Raw genomic sequence first — 16111 nt, forward strand, 5'->3', positions numbered from 1 at the left:
CCATTCCTCCGTCATGCGACTCTCAAACGCGCCCGTGCGACATCTTCACCAGAACCGGCGTCAGCGCCAGCATCATCACCCCGGGGACGAACGCCATGGCGCCCAGGAAGGCCCAGAGGTTGAGATGATACGGCTCCAGCGTATGCTCCATGATCCCCGCCAGGTAGTTCGCCGCGGCCGTGCACAGGAACCAGAACGCCATCATCAACGAGGCGATCCGCGGGTGGGCGAGCCTGTTGACCAGCGAGAGACCGATCGGCGAGACGAACAGTTCGGCCACCGTGAAAATGAGATAGACCGAGAGCAGCCACAACGGCGAGATCAGCCCCTGTTTCGATTGCTTGTCGGCGAAGTACATCACGGCGAAAGCCGAGGACAGAAGCACCAGGCCGAGCCCCTGCTTCGCGACCGACGGCAGCGGGAAGTTCCGCCGCGCCAGCGCCGTCCAGAGGATCGCGAAGAGGGGGGCGAGCGTGACGATGAAGATGGGATTGGCCGACTGGAAGACCGAGGTCGGCACCGTCCAGCCGAAGATGCTTCGGTCCGTCTTCTCGTCGGCGAACAGGTTGAGCGTTCCGCCCGATTGTTCGAAGCCCATCCAGAAGACGACCGAGAACAGGCTGATGGTCACGATCACGCCGAGGCGCTGCCAGTCGGCCCGAGTGAACGGCTCGTGCAGCTCGTTCATCTCAGCCTTGGCGCGGGGCTCGGTGGCCAAGATGAACAGGAGCAAGCCGCCCAGCAGGATCGTCCCGCGATAAAGGAAAGAGAGCGCCGCCGTCGACGCCCAGGCCGGCGACCAGTACGGCTGAAGCGAGGGCCAGGCCCGGATCAGACCGAACACTCCGAGGGCCACGACGCCCGAGATCACGCCGATCTCGACCCAGTCCGCCGGCCTCAGCTTCGGTTCAGCCCCGGCGTCGCGCCAGGGAGGCAGCCCCGCGCTCTGGAGCAGCCTCTGGGTGAAGACGAACGTCAACAACCCGAGGATCATGCCGACGCCCGCGCTCGCGAAACCGTAAGGCCATCCCACCCACTCGCCGAGCGGGCCGCTGACCAGGGGAGCCAGGAGCGCTCCCAGGTTGATTCCCATGTAAAACAGCGTGTAGGCGCCGTCGAGCCTGTGATCGCCCTTCGGGTAGAGCGACCCGACCATCACGGAGATGTTCGGTTTGAAGAAGCCGTTGCCGACGATCATCAGGCCGAGGCCCAGCGGGAGCAGCTCGCGCTGGGTGAGCGCGAACTGGCCGAGCGCCATCAGGGTTCCGCCGATGAACACCGCTTTCCGCTGTCCCAGATACAGGTCCGCCAGCCGGCCGCCGATGAGCGGGGTCAGGTAGACCAGGCCGGTGTAAATCGCGTAGACGTTCAAGGCGTCGCCGCGCGAGTAGCCCATCGCCTTGGTCAGATAGAGGACCAAAAGCGCCCGCATCCCGTAGAAGCTGAACCGCTCCCACATCTCGGTGGTGAACAGGGCGTAGAGGCCGGGGGGATGCGATTCGAGCTTGGCGGGTGGAACGGTTTCGACGGTTTGCGACATGAGCTTGGGTTCCTCGACCGAATGGTGCGCGCGTCCGCGACCGGCTTCTCCCTGGGCCTGATCAGAGTAATCGAAGCCGGACGGAAACCCAAGAGCTTACACGCCTACCGCCCACCGAGCCCGCCGCGAGCGCGATCGGCCTTCATCCATTCCAGGATCTGCGGCATCGACACGACGGGCCCCGGATCGGCGAACAAGAGGGGGGCGCGAATCAGCTCGGCGTGGTTGGCGTGGAGGACGACGGGCTCGGGCGCGCCGGGGAGCCGGGTTCGGGCCAGGGCGACGCAGCCGTCGCCGGCGCCGTCGGTCAACTCGTCGAGCACCGGCCCGAGTTCGCCGGTCGCCAGCCTCGTCAGCGAACCGAACACCCCCGCGTTGCGGTGCACGATCTCGACCTGCGCCTCGACCTGTTTCCGGCCGTCTTCGCTGAGGACGCCCCGGTCGCCGGCCAGGATGTGGTAGGCGACCGCCTCGTTGGGCGGGTTCCGGTTGATCCGCTTCAAGAACGGACTCCCCGGCAGCAGGTCCTCGGCCGACTGGCTGACCCCTTCGGACAGCTCGGCCAGGGCTTGAGCCGTCCGCTTGCCCTGAACGGCGCGCATCCCCGAGATCATCTGAAGGACCGGTTGAAGCCGGGCGATGTGGGCACCCTGATTCACCGGCGCAATAAGGATCAGCGAATCGACGTCGCCGGCGTCACGACCCGCACCCTCGACGTAACTGCGAGCGACGAGCGCCCCCATCGAGTGGGCCAGGATCGTCCACGGGCGGGTCTCGCCGGCCTGATTGCGGAACGCCAGCCAGTCGGCCTGGAACTGGGCGCAGGAGTCGTCGAGCTTCTGGTTGAACGGGTAATCGTAGACCACGATCCCGTAGCCGGCCTCTTCGAGCGGCGGAATGAAGTGGACGAAGCCGCCCGACGACGAGTTGACCCCGTGGACCAGGCAGATCGTCGGCCGGTCGGGATCGTTCGGCCGGTAGGATTCGCGGGCACGCATGATATGGCGCTGCTGCCGGCTCGCCGCCTCCTCGGTCCGGGCCGAGAGCCGTTCGAGACGTTCCTTCCACAGCGCCCGGCCGTCGCTCTCGACCAGAGTTTCGGGGACGACGAAGACGACTGACTTCGGGCCGATCGTGATCGCGACCTCGTCGCCCAGGCAGTCGGCCAGGAGCGCCCGGCCCAGGGCGCCCGGAAGCCCGCGCACCGGCAAAGTCACGTCGGCCGGCGGCGGCTTGACCGTCTGGCCCGTCGCCTCGGCCAAGGCCGAGACGACCTCCGACACGGCCAAGCTCCCGGCGTCGTTGAGCGCCACCTCGACCCGCCGTTCGGCGCCCTGGCCGGTTCCGAGCAACATCAACCCGAGCCCAACCAGAGCCTGAGCCATACCAACCGAGAGGTTCGTCATGCGTCTGCGTCCTGTCACAACCGATTCAGCGAAACCCGCTCAACGGATAGAATCAGCATGACGCAGACTTTTGAAACCCTCAAGGGCCGTCGTCGCCACGCCTGGCGCTGGCTTCGCGACCGGCAGGGTCCGGTGGGGCTGGGGTTTCTGTCCCCAGGCCTGGGTCTGATAATGGGCCTTATGTTCGTTTCGAACGTCAGAACAGCTTCGCTGGCGGGCACGGCCTTCCGAAGCGGCCGACTCGCCTCAATCCTCTTTGGAAGCGCTTCATGATCCACCAGAAAACTCTCGCACTCCAGACTCGCGGCCGTGGGACGGTCGAGATCACAGGCGAGGTCGAGCGGATCGTCTCGGCTTCGGGCGTCCGGACGGGTCTTTGCAACGTCTTCATCCGACACACGAGCGCATCGTTGATCGTCTGCGAGAACGCCGACCCGAGCGTTCGCGAGGATCTCGAACGCTTCGCCGCGCGGCTGGCCCCGGACGGCGATCCGCTGTTCGGCCACACCCTCGAAGGGCCTGACGACATGCCGGCGCACATCCGGGCGATCCTGACCCAGACGGCCCTCACCATCCCGGTCTTTCAGGGCTCGTTGGCCCTGGGGACCTGGCAAGGCGTCTTCCTCTGGGAGCACCGCACTCATCCGCACAGACGATCCATGCTTGTGACCGTCATGGGCGAGGATTGAAGAAATCCGGCGTGCGTGCACTCTGGCGTGTCTGTTAAACGAAATCACCCCGCCGGCTATCCCCAGATAGCCGGCGGGGTGAATCTCGGCTGACCCGATTGACTCGGATCAGGGTTCCACTCTGTACGGGGCGTCCGCTGTCAGACCGACTTGGCTTTCCAGGTCGTCCAGTTGGCGAGCGCGGGCTGGTAGCTGACGGTGGGCGTGACGGTCGTCGGGGCGAGCTTGGCGGCCTGAACGGTCGGGGTCCCGCTCACCGGGCCCTTCCAGTCGCTGGGGGCGAAGAACGCGAAGTTCGGGGCGGCCGTCGTGGAGGCGGCGGTAGTCGTGGGCGTTGAGGCGGGCGCGGCCGTCGGGACGGCTACGGCCTTCGGGGCGACGGCGGCGGCGGCGGCGACGGTCCTGACGGCCGCGGGAGCGGCCGACGTGAGCGAGCGGCCGTTCCACGGGTTGCTCAGAACGAAATCTTGCTCGACGTTGACCGTGCCGATCGTCACGTTGACGTCCTGGATGACGACGTTGTTCTGGCTGGCGGTGACCTTATAGCGGCCGGGGGCCAGGGGGAGTTCGTAGCCGCCGGAATCCCAGGTCGTGGTCGAGGCGGTCGAGCCGTTGTCGAGGTTGACGGCGTCGATCCGGACGTTCCCCGCCCCTTCGCCGGGCGTGTAGAACTGCGAGCCGTCGTTGTCGCTGTAGGCGACGCCGACGAGCTGGGCCTGGGCGTTCGGCTGGGACCCGAAGTCCTGGGTCACGATCACGGGGCCGATCTTGCCGGTCGCAAGCTTGCCGCCGGTGTTGACGATGCCGATCCCCACGTCGCGAAACGAGTCGTTGGCCGAGACGCCGGGCTGGAGCAGGTTCCGCCTGTGGCCGGCGTCGGAAACGCCCCAGTCGTAAAGGAACGCCTCCATGGCGTTGTCGACGCTGCCGGCGTAGGCGTAGGCGTTCTCGCCGCTGGAGTTGGCGTTGGTGTAACCCGCGCTCTTGATCCGGTCGTCGGAGGAAGATCCGTCGGAGCCGGTGTGCGACTGGTACTGGTTGTCGGCCATGTCCTGGCTGTGGCCCTGGGCCGCCGAGGCGAGGTTGCTGTTCCAGGCGACGGGAGGAAGCGGGTTGCTGTTGGCGATCGTCTGCTTCACCGCGTTGACGTCGACGTTGTAATGCTTGAGCGTGCTGGTGACTTCCGGCGTCACATTGTTCGAGACCCACTGGGCCGCGGCTTGCGGGTTGGTGCGGGCCATGTTGATGAGCTGCAGCATGTACTGCGCCTGGCTGCTCGGTCCGCCTGACGAAAGCATCTGGCGATCTTCAAGGTTCTCGAAGCGAAGCGATCGTCGTGACGTCGGCCGAGCCATACTGACCTCCCTGTCTATCGGCTAGCGACCGGGCCTGATAGGCCGCGGCCGGTGTCGGCGATCTTCCGTGTCCGCCCCATTCATCGTGTCGAACGACCCTGACGACTTTAGGAAAAATTCCTGCCGTGGCGGTTGTCGTCTTGGGTTCGACGTCGAGTGTATAGAGCAGGTGGCGTGCCAAAGCCCTGGCGAGACCGAAGCCGCGTCGAGGCGCGCGACGTAAGTTCCTTGTTCGCAAAGGATTGAAATTTCCGCGTGAGATTCGCCCGGCGAAACTCGGCCGTCACAGGCTGCAAAACCCTCTAAGTTCGCCGTTTGGGTTGTCAAGACGAATTTACAAACGGCCTCTTTTTACAAGGCTGCGGAGCCCCTTGGCTCGCCGAAACTTTCGCTAAAGATTCAAGTTACATCGACCGAGAGCGGCCGACCGAGGGACCGCGACGGCTCGGGTCGAAGGGCGGGGGACGGCCCGCCCGCTTGTCGCTTTCGGGGTTTCTGATTAGCTTTGAAGCGACCGCCTGATCCGCCGATCAGGCCTGGATTCAGCTCCGTGGAGTCGTCGCCTTATGATCACCGTCGAAGCAGCGCTTTCGAAAGTCCAGGACGCCGCGGGAGAGGGCCGACTCACCGCCTCGTCGGCCGCGGCCGTCACGCGATGGTTGTTGGAGGCCCCGTTCGGCAAGTACCGGCCGAGGTTGCTGCAGGACGTCGCCGACGGCCGCTGGAAGCAGCTCGACGACGCCTTCTTCGCGGTCCTCGAATTCGGCACCGGAGGCCGGCGCGGGGTCATGTACCCGGTCGGGACCAACGTCCTCAACGAGCGGACCATCGCCGAGAGCGCGCGGGGGCTGGCCGACTACATCAACGGCAAGAAAGCCCCCGGAACGACCTGCTCGTGCGTGATCGCCCGCGACACCCGCCACAACTCGCCCGAGTTCGCCGAGCTGTGCGCGCGGGTCCTCGCCGCGGCCGGCGTGAAGGTCCACCTGTTTGACGAGCCGCGATCGACTCCCCTGCTCTCGTTCGCCGTCCGGCACCTGCGCTGCGACGCGGGGATCATGATCACGGCGTCGCACAATCCGCCGTCGGACAACGGCTTCAAGTGCTACGCCGCGACCGGCGGCCAGGTCGTCCCTCCCGACGACTCCGGAATCATCGAATGCGTCAAGGCCGCCTCGGACCGCGAGATCCCCGAGACGAGCCTGGAGGACGGTCGCAAGAACGGCTCGATCGTCTCGGCCGGGGCCGACGTCGACACGGCGTACATCGAGGCGGTCGTCGGCGAATCGGTCAGCCACGCGCGGGGGATCTCGATCGTCTACACCCCGCTGCACGGCGTCGGCGAGACGTCGGTCGCGGCGGCGCTCACGGCCGACGGCTTCGCCAAGGTCAACATCCTGGCCTCCCAGCGCTCGCCCGACGGCGATTTCCCCAACGTGCCGGGCCACGTGTCCAACCCCGAGAATCCAGCGACGCTCGAAGCGGCGATCGCCGAGGCCAAGGCCACCGGAGCCGACCTTGTCCTGGCCAGCGACCCCGACGCCGACCGCATCGGCGTGGGGCTCCCCGTCACCGGCGACCCGGCCGGCGAATGGACCACGCTCGACGGCAACCAGATCGGCGTCCTGCTCGCCGCCTTCGTGATGAAGCAGTACGGCGACCTCGGCAAACTGCGATCCGACCACTATCTGGTCACCACGTTGGTGTCGACGCAGATGGCCAAGGCCCTCGCCCGCCGCGAGGGGGTCCGCACCGAGGACGACCTCCTCGTGGGCTTCAAGTGGATCGCCCAGCGGATCGACCAGGAGGGCCCCGCCGGCTTCCTGTTCGGCTTCGAGGAGTCGCACGGCTACCTCAAAGGGACCTACGCCCGCGACAAGGACGCCTCCGTCGCCTCGATGCTCTTCGCCGAGCTGGCGGCGACCGTCAAGGACCGCAAGCAGACCGTCGTCGAGTACCTGGACGACCTCTACATCGACGTCGGCCACTACGGCGAGCGGCTCGTCAACAAGACCTACAAGGGCCGCGAGGGGCTCGACACGATCCGGTCGCTCATGAAGGCGTTCCGGACCAATCCCCCGCGCACGATCGCCGGGCTCGCCGTCACCGAGGTTCTGGACTACAAGACCCACGAGGTCCGCGACCTGCTTCAGCCCGGGAAAGTCGGCCCCCTGCCCGAGCCGTCCGGCGACGTCCTGATCTTCCACACCGAGCGCGACGGCGTCCGGTTCGCCGCCCGGCCCTCGGGGACCGAGCCCAAGATCAAGTTCTATCTGTTCGCCCGCAGCCACGTCGACGGCCCCGATTCGCTCCCCGCCGCCAAGGCTGAAACCGCCCGACGACTTGACCAGATGGTCGCCGACATCGAAAAATATGTTGAGGGCGTCGTTTGATCCGCGGTTCAGGGAGTCTTGTCCCTCGGAAACGACCGTCGCGAGCAGGCCTTCTCTCCGCGTGCGGGGAGAAGGTATGCTTGCGACATCCTGCTTTGATCGATGTATGTAGCCCATAGCGAACCGCCGAGTGAGTTGCGGAGCTGGCATGTCTGAACCTGAGCCCGAGATCGAAAACCCGATCGCACCGGGTGAAAAGGTGAAAACCTTTCCGACGACGCCGGGGGTTTACCTGATGAAGGACGCCCAAGGGCGGGTGGTCTACATCGGCAAGGCGAAGAACCTCCGCGCGCGGGCGGGGTCGTACTTCCACAAGACGGCCGCTCAGGATCGGCGGATCTGCGACTGGATCGGCGAGGTGGCCGACATCGACCATCTGCCGGCCGACAGCGAGGTCGACGCCCTGCTGATGGAGGCGCGGCTGGTCAAGGACATCCAGCCTCGGCACAACCACGACCTCAAGGACGACAAGAGCTTCCCGTACCTCCAGATCACGACCGGCGAGGACTTCCCCCGGGTCAACTTCACCCGAGAGCCGCTCGACTCGGGGGTCAAGCTCTACGGCCCCTTCCCCCGGGCCAAGAGCCTGCGGGGGGCGATCCAGGTCCTCCAGCGGATCTTCAAGTTCCGCACCTGCTCGCTGGACATCGACGAGGACGACCCGCGCTGGCGATGGTTCCGGCCCTGCCTGCTGGCGTCGATCGACCAGTGTACGGCCCCCTGCAACCTGCGGATCGATCGCGAGACCTACCGCCGCGACATCCACCGGCTCAAGCTGTTCCTCGACGGCAAGAAGGACGTCCTCTTCAAGGAGATGAACGAGGAGATGCGCGAGGCCAGCAAGGCCCTCCAGTTCGAGAAGGCGGCCCGGCTCCGCGACGAGATCAAGGCCCTTGAGAACATCAACCTCCGGGGCGATCTCGCCAAGCACGCCCAGCCCGAGGTCTTCTACGTCGACCCGCGCAAGGGGCTGAAGGGGCTCAAGCAGGTCCTCAAGCTCGACGCCCTGCCCCGGACGATCACCGGCGTCGACATCGCCCACCTGGGGGGGACCGAGACCGTCGGCTCGCTGGTCACGTTCGTCGACGGCCTGCCGTTCAAGCCGGGGTATCGGCGGTACCGGATCAAGACCGTGGCGGGCGTCGACGACTTCGCCTCGATCCGCGAGGTCGTCTCCCGGCGGATCGACGGCCTGCTCGAACGCGAGGAGCCGTTCCCCGACATCTTCCTGATCGACGGCGGCAAGGGCCAGCTCAGCGCGGCGCTCGACGCCTTCAAGGCCAAGGGGATCGCCCCGCCGACCCTGATCTCGCTCGCCAAGCGCGAGGAGGAAATCTACGTCCCCGGCCGGTCCGACCCGATCCTCCTCCGCCGCCGTTCGTTCGCCCTGCGGCTCCTCCAGTACGTCCGCGACGAGGCCCACCGGTTCGCCCAGCACTACCACCACATGCTCCGCAAGAAGCGCGTGCTCGGCGAGGACGAATGACCCGGACAGGGCGGTATGGCGAAAAGGGTATGAGCCCCCTCCCCCCCTTTTTCGCCATACCGCCCTGTCCGTCGCCGAGAATCAATTGCCCTCGTCGATCCACCGCGCGAGGCGATCGGCCGGCGGGGCCTCGGTCGCAATTCGGAATTGGGCCTTGGCGTCGGCGAGGTCGTAGGCGGCCTCGGGCCAGGCTTTCGCGAACTTCGGGCCGGGGCGGACGATCCAGAGCGGAGCGGGGGCGCTCAGGGCCGCCGCCGTGCGGAGGCCGCCGAACTGGAAGAGGCCCGGCAGGTCGATCTCGGCCGGCAGGTCGCCCGAACCGTCGGTGTCTTCGGCCCCGTTCAGGTCGACGGCCGTCCGGGCGAGGCCGCCAAGCAACGGCCGGGCGATCAGCGCCTGAAAACCGGCGAGCCCTCGGGCTGCCAGGCTGACCTCGCGGACGTCCGGCTGCGAACCGGCCCAGCTCACGACGGTCGCCAGGTCTTGCATCTGGTCGGCGGCGACGGAGGGGTTGTACGTGTGGAAGTGGTCGACCACCGGCCGATGGGTGATCGGCTTGGCCGGGTCGATCGATTCACCGACGAAAAGAGGATCGAAGCCGACGACGCTCTGCCCGCGCGCCAGAAGGGCTCTGGCCAGCTCGGAGACCTCGCCGGCCGGCGTGGCGAGGGCCGATTTGCCCTGGTCGTCGGCGATGACGGTGAGCCGGCCGTTCGAGTGCGTCGGGATCAACCGGACGACCGGGATCGCCTCGCCGTTCGCGCGCCGGCCGATCTGGGAATGGACGATGCGGAAGCCCTCACGGTCGACGCGCCGGACTTCACGCTGGGCGAGCGCTTCGGGACTGGGCGTTTCGAGGCCGACGCGGACGCTCAGGCTCGTTTTCAGGAACCGTTTCGCCGCCTGCCAGTTCGTCGCGTCGTGGGCGGGGGAGAGGGCTTCAAGCTGATCGCCCAGCGTCTTGATGAGCGCGGCTTCAAGCTGCTCGGGCGTCTTGCGGTCGGCCGGCGCGGGGTGCTTGGCCTCGAAGGTGAGGATCGCCTCGGGCTTCTCGGGCGTCTGGTCCCCCTCGCGGGTGCTCGCCGAATCCTCGATGCCCAGCAGCCAGCGGCCCATGAAGGCGTAGACGGCGTTGCGGCTGGTCTGGTTGTAGTTGTGCGGGAAGTCGAAGACCTGGGCCTCGATCCGGTCGACCGAGCCGACGAGCGAATACACGCCGCGAATGGCCGGAAACGCGAGGCTCATCGTCTTGGCGGTCCAGTCGCCCGACGCGCCGACCAGGATCATCGGCCGGGGCGCGCAAAGCGCCGCGAACTCGATGTTGTCGGTGTGATGTCGAAGCCCGGCCGCGTTCTCGCAGACGCAGCCCCCCTGAAACCAGTCGGAGACCATCACGACCGGCGCGGAAACCTTGATGCGATCGTCGAGGGCCGTGAGGATGAAGGTCTGCGTCCCGCCCCCCGACTCGCCAGTGCAGCCGATCCGCGCGGGGTCGACGTCGGGCAGGGTCGACAGCCAGTCGAGCGCCCGGATGCTGTTCCAGGTCTGGAGGCCGAACAGGCTGAGCCCCCATCGCCGCAGGCGGTCGTTGAGAAACGCGTGCGTGAACGGCTTGGAATCGTTGTAGCCGACCATGTCGTACATGAAGACGACCGCGCCGAGTTTCGCCCAGCGGATGCAGCGCGCCTGGACGTCTTCCTGAACCCGTCCCACCTCCCAATGGCCGTGCGGGCAGAGGATCGCCGGTGCCTTGCCGGAAACGGGCTTCTTCGACGGTCGATACAGATTGCCGCTGAGCGTGAACCCGGGCAGGGTTTCGAGCACGACCTTCTCGATCGTGTAGCCGTCGCGTTCGAGGACGTCGTAGACCTGGGGGTTCAAGGGCGTCTTGGGAGGCGCGGGCCAGAGGCCGAGCGCCACCCGCATCTGGTCCCGAACGTGGGCCGAGCGATCGCGCCAGGCGGCGGCCGTCGCGGGGGCGTGGAAGTCGTTCCCCTCGCGGTTGGTGCGGGCCTGCTCGCGGCGACGGTCGGCGGCGGGCTCGGTGGAATCGACCCGGCCGCGCGCGAAGTCAAGCAATCGTCGGGGGTCGTGCTCGGGGTCGGAATCGAGGACGAGCAGCGCCGGGGCAGCGGGGGGCGCGGAGGCTTCCTTATTGTCGGCTTTCGCGTCGGCCTTGGGCGGCTCGGCGATCTGAATCTTGAGAGTGCCGTGAGCGGCGACGGCGAGCTTTCCGAGATCTTGCCAGCGCGGGGTTGAGTCGCCGGGCGAGGACGCGGCGCGAAGCGTGACGACGTCGCCTTCGCGCGTGAGCGTCCACGACTGGTTCGAGGGGGACCAGACCCGGACGGTCCGCTCGCCGGCGTTGGCGAACGCAACGCCGCGCGCCAGCTTGGGGAGGTCGCTGGGCGTGAAGATCGCCGCCGTCGGATCACTCGGCTGATCGCCGCGAGCCGACGCAGCGGCCAGCCCGACCGCGAGGCATAGAAAGAACACGGAATCGCCAGGCCGCGGCTTCATTGAGTCGTCTCCGTGCGGGCGGGAGGGATCGGGCGGGATGCGGACCGGGCCGCTTCGCCGAAGCCCCCATCCTATCGGCCCGGCCGGCCGACTCAAGCCTCTGGCCGTCGGAATCGCCGAACGCGGTCAGGACGCGGAGAGCACGTTCATGACCTTCACGGAGCTCACGAGCGACTCGATCGTCGCCGGCTCCTTGGCCGAGAAGCGGCAGTAGGTGGGATAGGGGTTGGTGCCGTCGATGATGAGCTGGCGGTGGTTGGCTTGGCGATAGCCTTCCTCGCACGGCTGGTGGCCGGTCACGAACAGGTCGGCGTCGACCATTGCGGCGAACCGGTCGATGGTCTCGGTCGCGGTGTCGCGTCCCCAGGTGATGGCGTAGACGGCCCCGCCGCGCTTCATCGACTCGGGCGGCCAATCGTCGGCGGCCAGGACGCTGAGGTCCAGGTCGTCGAGGTAGCGACCGTCGGGGATCGAGTGGCACATGAACACGCGGTTCGGCGTGCGGACCGCCAGGGGCAAGGCGGAGAAGAGGCCGAGATAGGCCTGGAAAATCTCGTCGCACGCTTCGCCGTACGAGAGCTGCATCCCCTTGCGGAACCGCAAGTTGAGCGCCTGGCCGTCCTTGCCGATGATCCGCCCGGTCACTTCCGACAGCTCGTGGTTCCCCAGGATCAGGTGGACTCGATCGGGATACTGGCACTTGAGGGCCGAGACCAGGTCGACGAGCCGATGCGAGAGGTCGGGCCGATCGTCCTGGTTCTTGTTGATCTCGTGAACGAGTTCCTGGAGGACCAGGTGCCGCCCTGGGTGCCGGTCGAGGGCCGCTTCGGTCAGCACCCAGCGGAACGCCGACAGGTTCCCGTGCAAGTCACCGACGACCATGACCTCATCGGCGGCGTCGAGGCTGACGACCGAGCCGGACCGCCCGGGCGTCCGCCGCGTCAATTCGGTGGCCTTGCTCACGGTGGCGAGGACTTTCCGTGGGTCGGGCATGGGGGCCTTCAGCGGTTGAAAGGGAACGAATCGATTGCGCCGGACGGACAATCCAAAGTTAGCACATCATTTTCACTGTCACCATTCGGATTCGACGGCGAACTCCCAGTGCTCAAACAGCGTCTCCAGCTTGGCTTTCAGTTCTTTGTGGCGGTCCTGGGCGCGGACCGCCTTGCCCTGGTCGCGCCAGGTCGCGGGCTGGGCGAGCAGGTCTTCGACCTCGACGATCTCGGCCTCGACCACGGCGATGTCGCTTTCGAGTTCCGTCGCCTTGCGGTAGGGGAATTTCTTCTTCGTCGCATCGCCGTTGCGGCCGGTCGACCGCGCGGGGGCCGCGTCGTGGGCGGGGGCCGGCTTGGCCTTCGCCTTGCCGGCGGCCTCCTGCTTCTCTTTCTGCATCAGCCGCTGGAAGGCTTCGTAGTCCCCCTCGACCACCCGCGCGAGTCCGTCGGCGACGTAGATGATGCGGTCGGCGACCTTGTTGAGGAAGTAGCGGTCGTGGCTGACGACCAGGACGGTCCCCTCGAACTCGCGGATCGAGCGTTCGAGGGACTCGCACGACCAGATGTCGAGGTGGTTGGTCGGCTCGTCCATGACCAGCAGGTTGGCCGACGTCGCGCACAGTCGAGCCAGGGCGGCCTTGGCTTTCTCGCCGCCGGAGAGCTGGCCGACCTTCTGGAACGCCTGGTCGCCGGTTAGTCCGAACCGGGCGAGCAGGGCGCGGAGGTCTCCCTCGACCCAGTCGGCGTCGTCTTCCGGCCACACGGCGCGGACGACCGTGGTGTCGTACGACAGCGACTGCAAGCCCTGGTCGTGATAGCCGACCACGACCTTGTGGCCCAGCTTGACCTCGCCCGAGTCGGCCTTCTCCTGGCCGATCAGGGTCTTGATCAGGGTCGTCTTGCCCGCCCCGTTCGGCCCCAGAACCCCGACGCACTGGCCCCGGAGGACCGCGACGTTCAGGTCGTCGAACAGCTGTTTGTCGAACGACTTCGAGAGCTTCCGGGCCTCGATCACGATGTCGCCCGAACGGTCGACTTCCTCGAAGCCCATTCGCGGGCCGATGATCTCGCGGATCGTCTCGACCTGGGTTGCCTTGTGCTTTTCCAGCTTGCGCTCGCGATCGTGCGCCTGGGTGGACCGCTGGCCCGCGCCGTACTTGCGGATGTAGGCTTCGAGCTTCTCGGTCTTCTCCTCGAACCGCTCGGCCTGGCGTTCGAGGAGCTTGGCGCGCTCGCAACGCAGCCGCCAGTACTGGGAATAGTTGCCGGGGTAGACTTCCAGCTTGCCCTCGTTCAGCTCCCAGGTCTTGTTGGCGACCTTGTCGAGGAAGTAGCGGTCGTGGCTGACCACGATCATCGCCACCGGCTGGCGGCTGAGGTAGCTCTCAAGCCACTCGGTGGTCTCGATGTCCAGGTGGTTCGACGGCTCGTCCAGGAGCATCACGTCGGGGCTTTCGAGCAGCAGCTTGGCAAGCATCAGCCGCGACTGCTGGCCGCCCGAGAAGGTCGACGCCGGGCGGTCGAACTCGGCCTCGATGAAGCCCAGACCCGAGAGGATCTCCTCGACCCGGTGCTCGATCGAGTACGCGTCCTGGTGCAACACCTGCTCGTGCAGCTCGTCGTACCGGCGGCCCGCGCGCTCACGGTCGCGGTCGTCCTCGGCCTCGGCCATCTCCTGGGCGGCTTCTTCCAGCTCGCGCTGGAGGTCCAGCAGCGAGGCCAGGCCCGTGCGAGCCACGTCCATCAGGGTCTGGCCCGGCTCGAAGTCGGGCTGCTGCCTGAGCAGGCTGACGCGGACGCCCGGCCGGATGTAAACCTTGCCGTACTCGGGCTTTTCGGTGCCGTCGAGCAGCTTCATGAGCGTCGTCTTGCCCGCGCCGTTGGGACCGACGAGGCCGATCCGCTCGCCGGCCCGGACCTCGAACGCAAGATCGGTGAAAATCGGATCGCCCGCGTACTGTCGACCCAGGTCCTGGGCGGTGATCAAGATCATGGCGTCAATTGCATCTTAAAAATTGTTGGGGCCGGAGTCTGTGACCCCGCGACGCTGGCCGTGGGACCGGCCCTTTCGATGATAACCCGCCGGGGTCGAAACGGGATAGCCTCGTTAGGACGGCCCCCAAGAGGCCGGGCCGGGAACGCCTCATCCCGGAAAACCTGATCGACGGACAGGGCGGTAAGGCGAAAAGGGAGGGAGGACTGATCACCATTTTCGCCTTACCGCCCTGTCCGTCACGGAATTCGACCGCGGAAGCTCGAAGCCGATCGCGCGCCTTGGAGGGGGTTGCATTCGGGTTGCATGAATCAACCCAAGCATGCTGTCGCGAGCATGCCTTCTCCCCTTGGGGGAGAAGGTGGCCGGAACGGCCGGATGAGGAGGGGGCCTAGGAATTCCTCGGGCGCCAAGGCGATCGAAGAACCCCTCATCCGCCCCTGCGGGGCACCTTCTCCCGCAAGGGGAGAAGGGAAGAATGCAAACCGCGCCAGGATCGACCTCACCGACGCCGGCTCCAAACCATGTGGGCCGATCGGTGGGCGATGCCCGCCCTGCGAAACTTGATCGACGGACAGGGCGGTAAGGCGAAAAGAGGGGCGAGGAGGGCTCACCCTTTTCGCCTTACCGCCCATGGTATCCGTCTCGGCATTCGTCCCGAGGTCACAGACCTCGACTACAAACTTTATGCCCTCAGAGCGCCCCTCGGCGCTCCAGGGCCTTGTAGTGGAAGAACGAGTAAACGACGGGGATCAGCGCCGAGGCGATCAGAACGCCGAAGGCCAATGGCAACGGCAGGCCGGTCAGGACGATGACAAACCCGACGACGCTGCCGAGCACCATCAGCCAGGCGGCCAGTCGGTGGGTGTCGTTCCAGACGCGGTCGCTGGCGAGCGTCCAGGGAACCCGGATGCCGATGTAGAAGTTCTTCCGCACCTTCCCCATCACGTTGCCCATGAGGCCGAAGAAAACAAACATGCCGCCTACCAGCGCGCGGCCGAGGTCAAGCCATTTGTCGCCGCCGCGCACCTCCTGCCACGTCGCCAGCAGGATCATCATTTGCAGATAGACGAACAGTCCGACGACGATCACAAGGATGAACAGGTAGGTCGAGCGGAACGAGTCGACCTCGAACTGCTTGGGCGACAACGCGGGGAGGAACCTGAAGAGGACCAGCGTCGCCGTCGTCCCCAGCGGCATCAGGAACAAGGCCCAACGCTTGTCGCCGTAGCCGTCGACCTTGCCGTGGATGTTCCAGTGGGTCGGAATCGACTGCGGCAGGCCCGGGTAGAACCACGCCGAGACTCCCCATGTGAAGGCCGTCAGCACGATGGCGATGATCCAGTACGAGCGGTTCATGTGTCGGAACGTCCTTTTGATTCAGCGCCGCCGAACAGGTCCCAGATCCGCGCCAGGACGTCTTCCATCACCGTCGTGTTGAGGGCGTAGAAGATCTGCTGCCCCTCGCGCCGGCTGACGATCAACCCGGCCTCCTTGAGCACCGCGAAATGGTGCGACATCGAGGGCTTGGTCATGTCGAACGATGCGGCGAGTTCGCCCGCCGTCCGCTCGCCGTGGCCTAGCAACTGGATGATCCGCCGCCGCGTGGGGTCGGATAACGCCTTGAAAACCTCGTTCATCGCATCCCTGACCGTCTCTTCGCCCGTCGATTGCGATTATTTAGATCATTGTCTAATTCTCTCGCGAACGGACCGGCTCGTCAAGCCGTCGGGC

At 66.4% G+C, this 16111-nt stretch carries 11 protein-coding genes; 3 read left to right on the forward strand and 8 right to left on the reverse strand.

Annotated features, from left to right (window positions below):
- Nucleotides 1-22 precede the first annotated feature (22 nt).
- Nucleotides 23-1540: a peptide MFS transporter gene (locus BSF38_RS27475; RefSeq protein ID WP_076350218.1), complete on the reverse strand. Its 1518-nt coding sequence runs from the start codon at nucleotides 1538-1540 to the stop codon at nucleotides 23-25.
- Between the two features lie 104 nt (nucleotides 1541-1644).
- Nucleotides 1645-2946, reverse strand: a complete 1302-nt coding sequence (locus BSF38_RS27480) for an alpha/beta hydrolase (RefSeq protein ID WP_099092041.1) — start codon at nucleotides 2944-2946, stop codon at nucleotides 1645-1647.
- Between the two features lie 269 nt (nucleotides 2947-3215).
- On the opposite strand from BSF38_RS27480, the gene BSF38_RS27485 reads away from it, so the two are divergent.
- Nucleotides 3216-3635, forward strand: coding sequence for a secondary thiamine-phosphate synthase enzyme YjbQ (locus BSF38_RS27485; protein WP_076350220.1), 420 nt, complete (start codon nucleotides 3216-3218; stop codon nucleotides 3633-3635).
- A 140-nt stretch (nucleotides 3636-3775) separates the two neighbouring features.
- Here the strand turns inward: BSF38_RS27485 and BSF38_RS31550 are convergent, their stop codons facing one another.
- Nucleotides 3776-4990 carry a CAP domain-containing protein gene (locus BSF38_RS31550; protein WP_076350221.1) on the reverse strand — a complete coding sequence of 405 codons (1215 nt, stop codon included), beginning with the start codon at nucleotides 4988-4990 and terminating at the stop codon, nucleotides 3776-3778.
- 566 nt (nucleotides 4991-5556) lie between these two features.
- Here BSF38_RS31550 and BSF38_RS27495 point away from each other — a divergent pair.
- Together BSF38_RS27495 and BSF38_RS27500 are read left to right on the forward strand one after the other, a co-directional pair.
- Complete coding sequence (locus BSF38_RS27495; protein WP_076350222.1) at nucleotides 5557-7383, forward strand: phospho-sugar mutase; 1827 nt, start codon at nucleotides 5557-5559, stop codon at nucleotides 7381-7383.
- A gap of 148 nt (nucleotides 7384-7531) precedes the next feature.
- The gene (locus BSF38_RS27500) at nucleotides 7532-8869 is read left to right on the forward strand and encodes a UvrB/UvrC motif-containing protein (RefSeq protein ID WP_076350223.1); all 1338 of its coding nucleotides are present in this window, start codon (nucleotides 7532-7534) and stop codon (nucleotides 8867-8869) included.
- A gap of 81 nt (nucleotides 8870-8950) precedes the next feature.
- Here BSF38_RS27500 and BSF38_RS27505 read toward each other — a convergent pair whose 3' ends face one another.
- The 5 genes from BSF38_RS27505 to BSF38_RS27525 form a co-directional block, all read right to left on the reverse strand.
- Entirely contained in the window at nucleotides 8951-11389 is a 2439-nt protein-coding gene (locus tag BSF38_RS27505) for an alpha/beta hydrolase (RefSeq protein WP_076350224.1), read from the reverse strand.
- Nucleotides 11390-11515: 126 nt separating this feature from the next.
- Entirely contained in the window at nucleotides 11516-12382 is an 867-nt protein-coding gene (locus tag BSF38_RS27510; protein ID WP_076351536.1) for a metallophosphoesterase, read from the reverse strand.
- A 78-nt stretch (nucleotides 12383-12460) separates the two neighbouring features.
- Nucleotides 12461-14377: an ABC-F family ATP-binding cassette domain-containing protein gene (locus BSF38_RS27515; protein WP_076350225.1), complete on the reverse strand. Its 1917-nt coding sequence runs from the start codon at nucleotides 14375-14377 to the stop codon at nucleotides 12461-12463.
- Between the two features lie 693 nt (nucleotides 14378-15070).
- Nucleotides 15071-15736, reverse strand: coding sequence for an SdpI family protein (locus BSF38_RS27520; RefSeq protein WP_076350226.1), 666 nt, complete (start codon nucleotides 15734-15736; stop codon nucleotides 15071-15073).
- Entirely contained in the window at nucleotides 15733-16017 is a 285-nt protein-coding gene (locus tag BSF38_RS27525) for an autorepressor SdpR family transcription factor (protein WP_076350227.1), read from the reverse strand. Before BSF38_RS27525 ends, BSF38_RS27520 begins: the two co-directional genes overlap by 4 nt.
- Nucleotides 16018-16111: the final 94 nt, after the last annotated feature.

The organism is Paludisphaera borealis, from assembly GCF_001956985.1.
In the GTDB taxonomy this organism is placed as follows: Bacteria; Planctomycetota; Planctomycetia; order Isosphaerales; family Isosphaeraceae; genus Paludisphaera; species Paludisphaera borealis.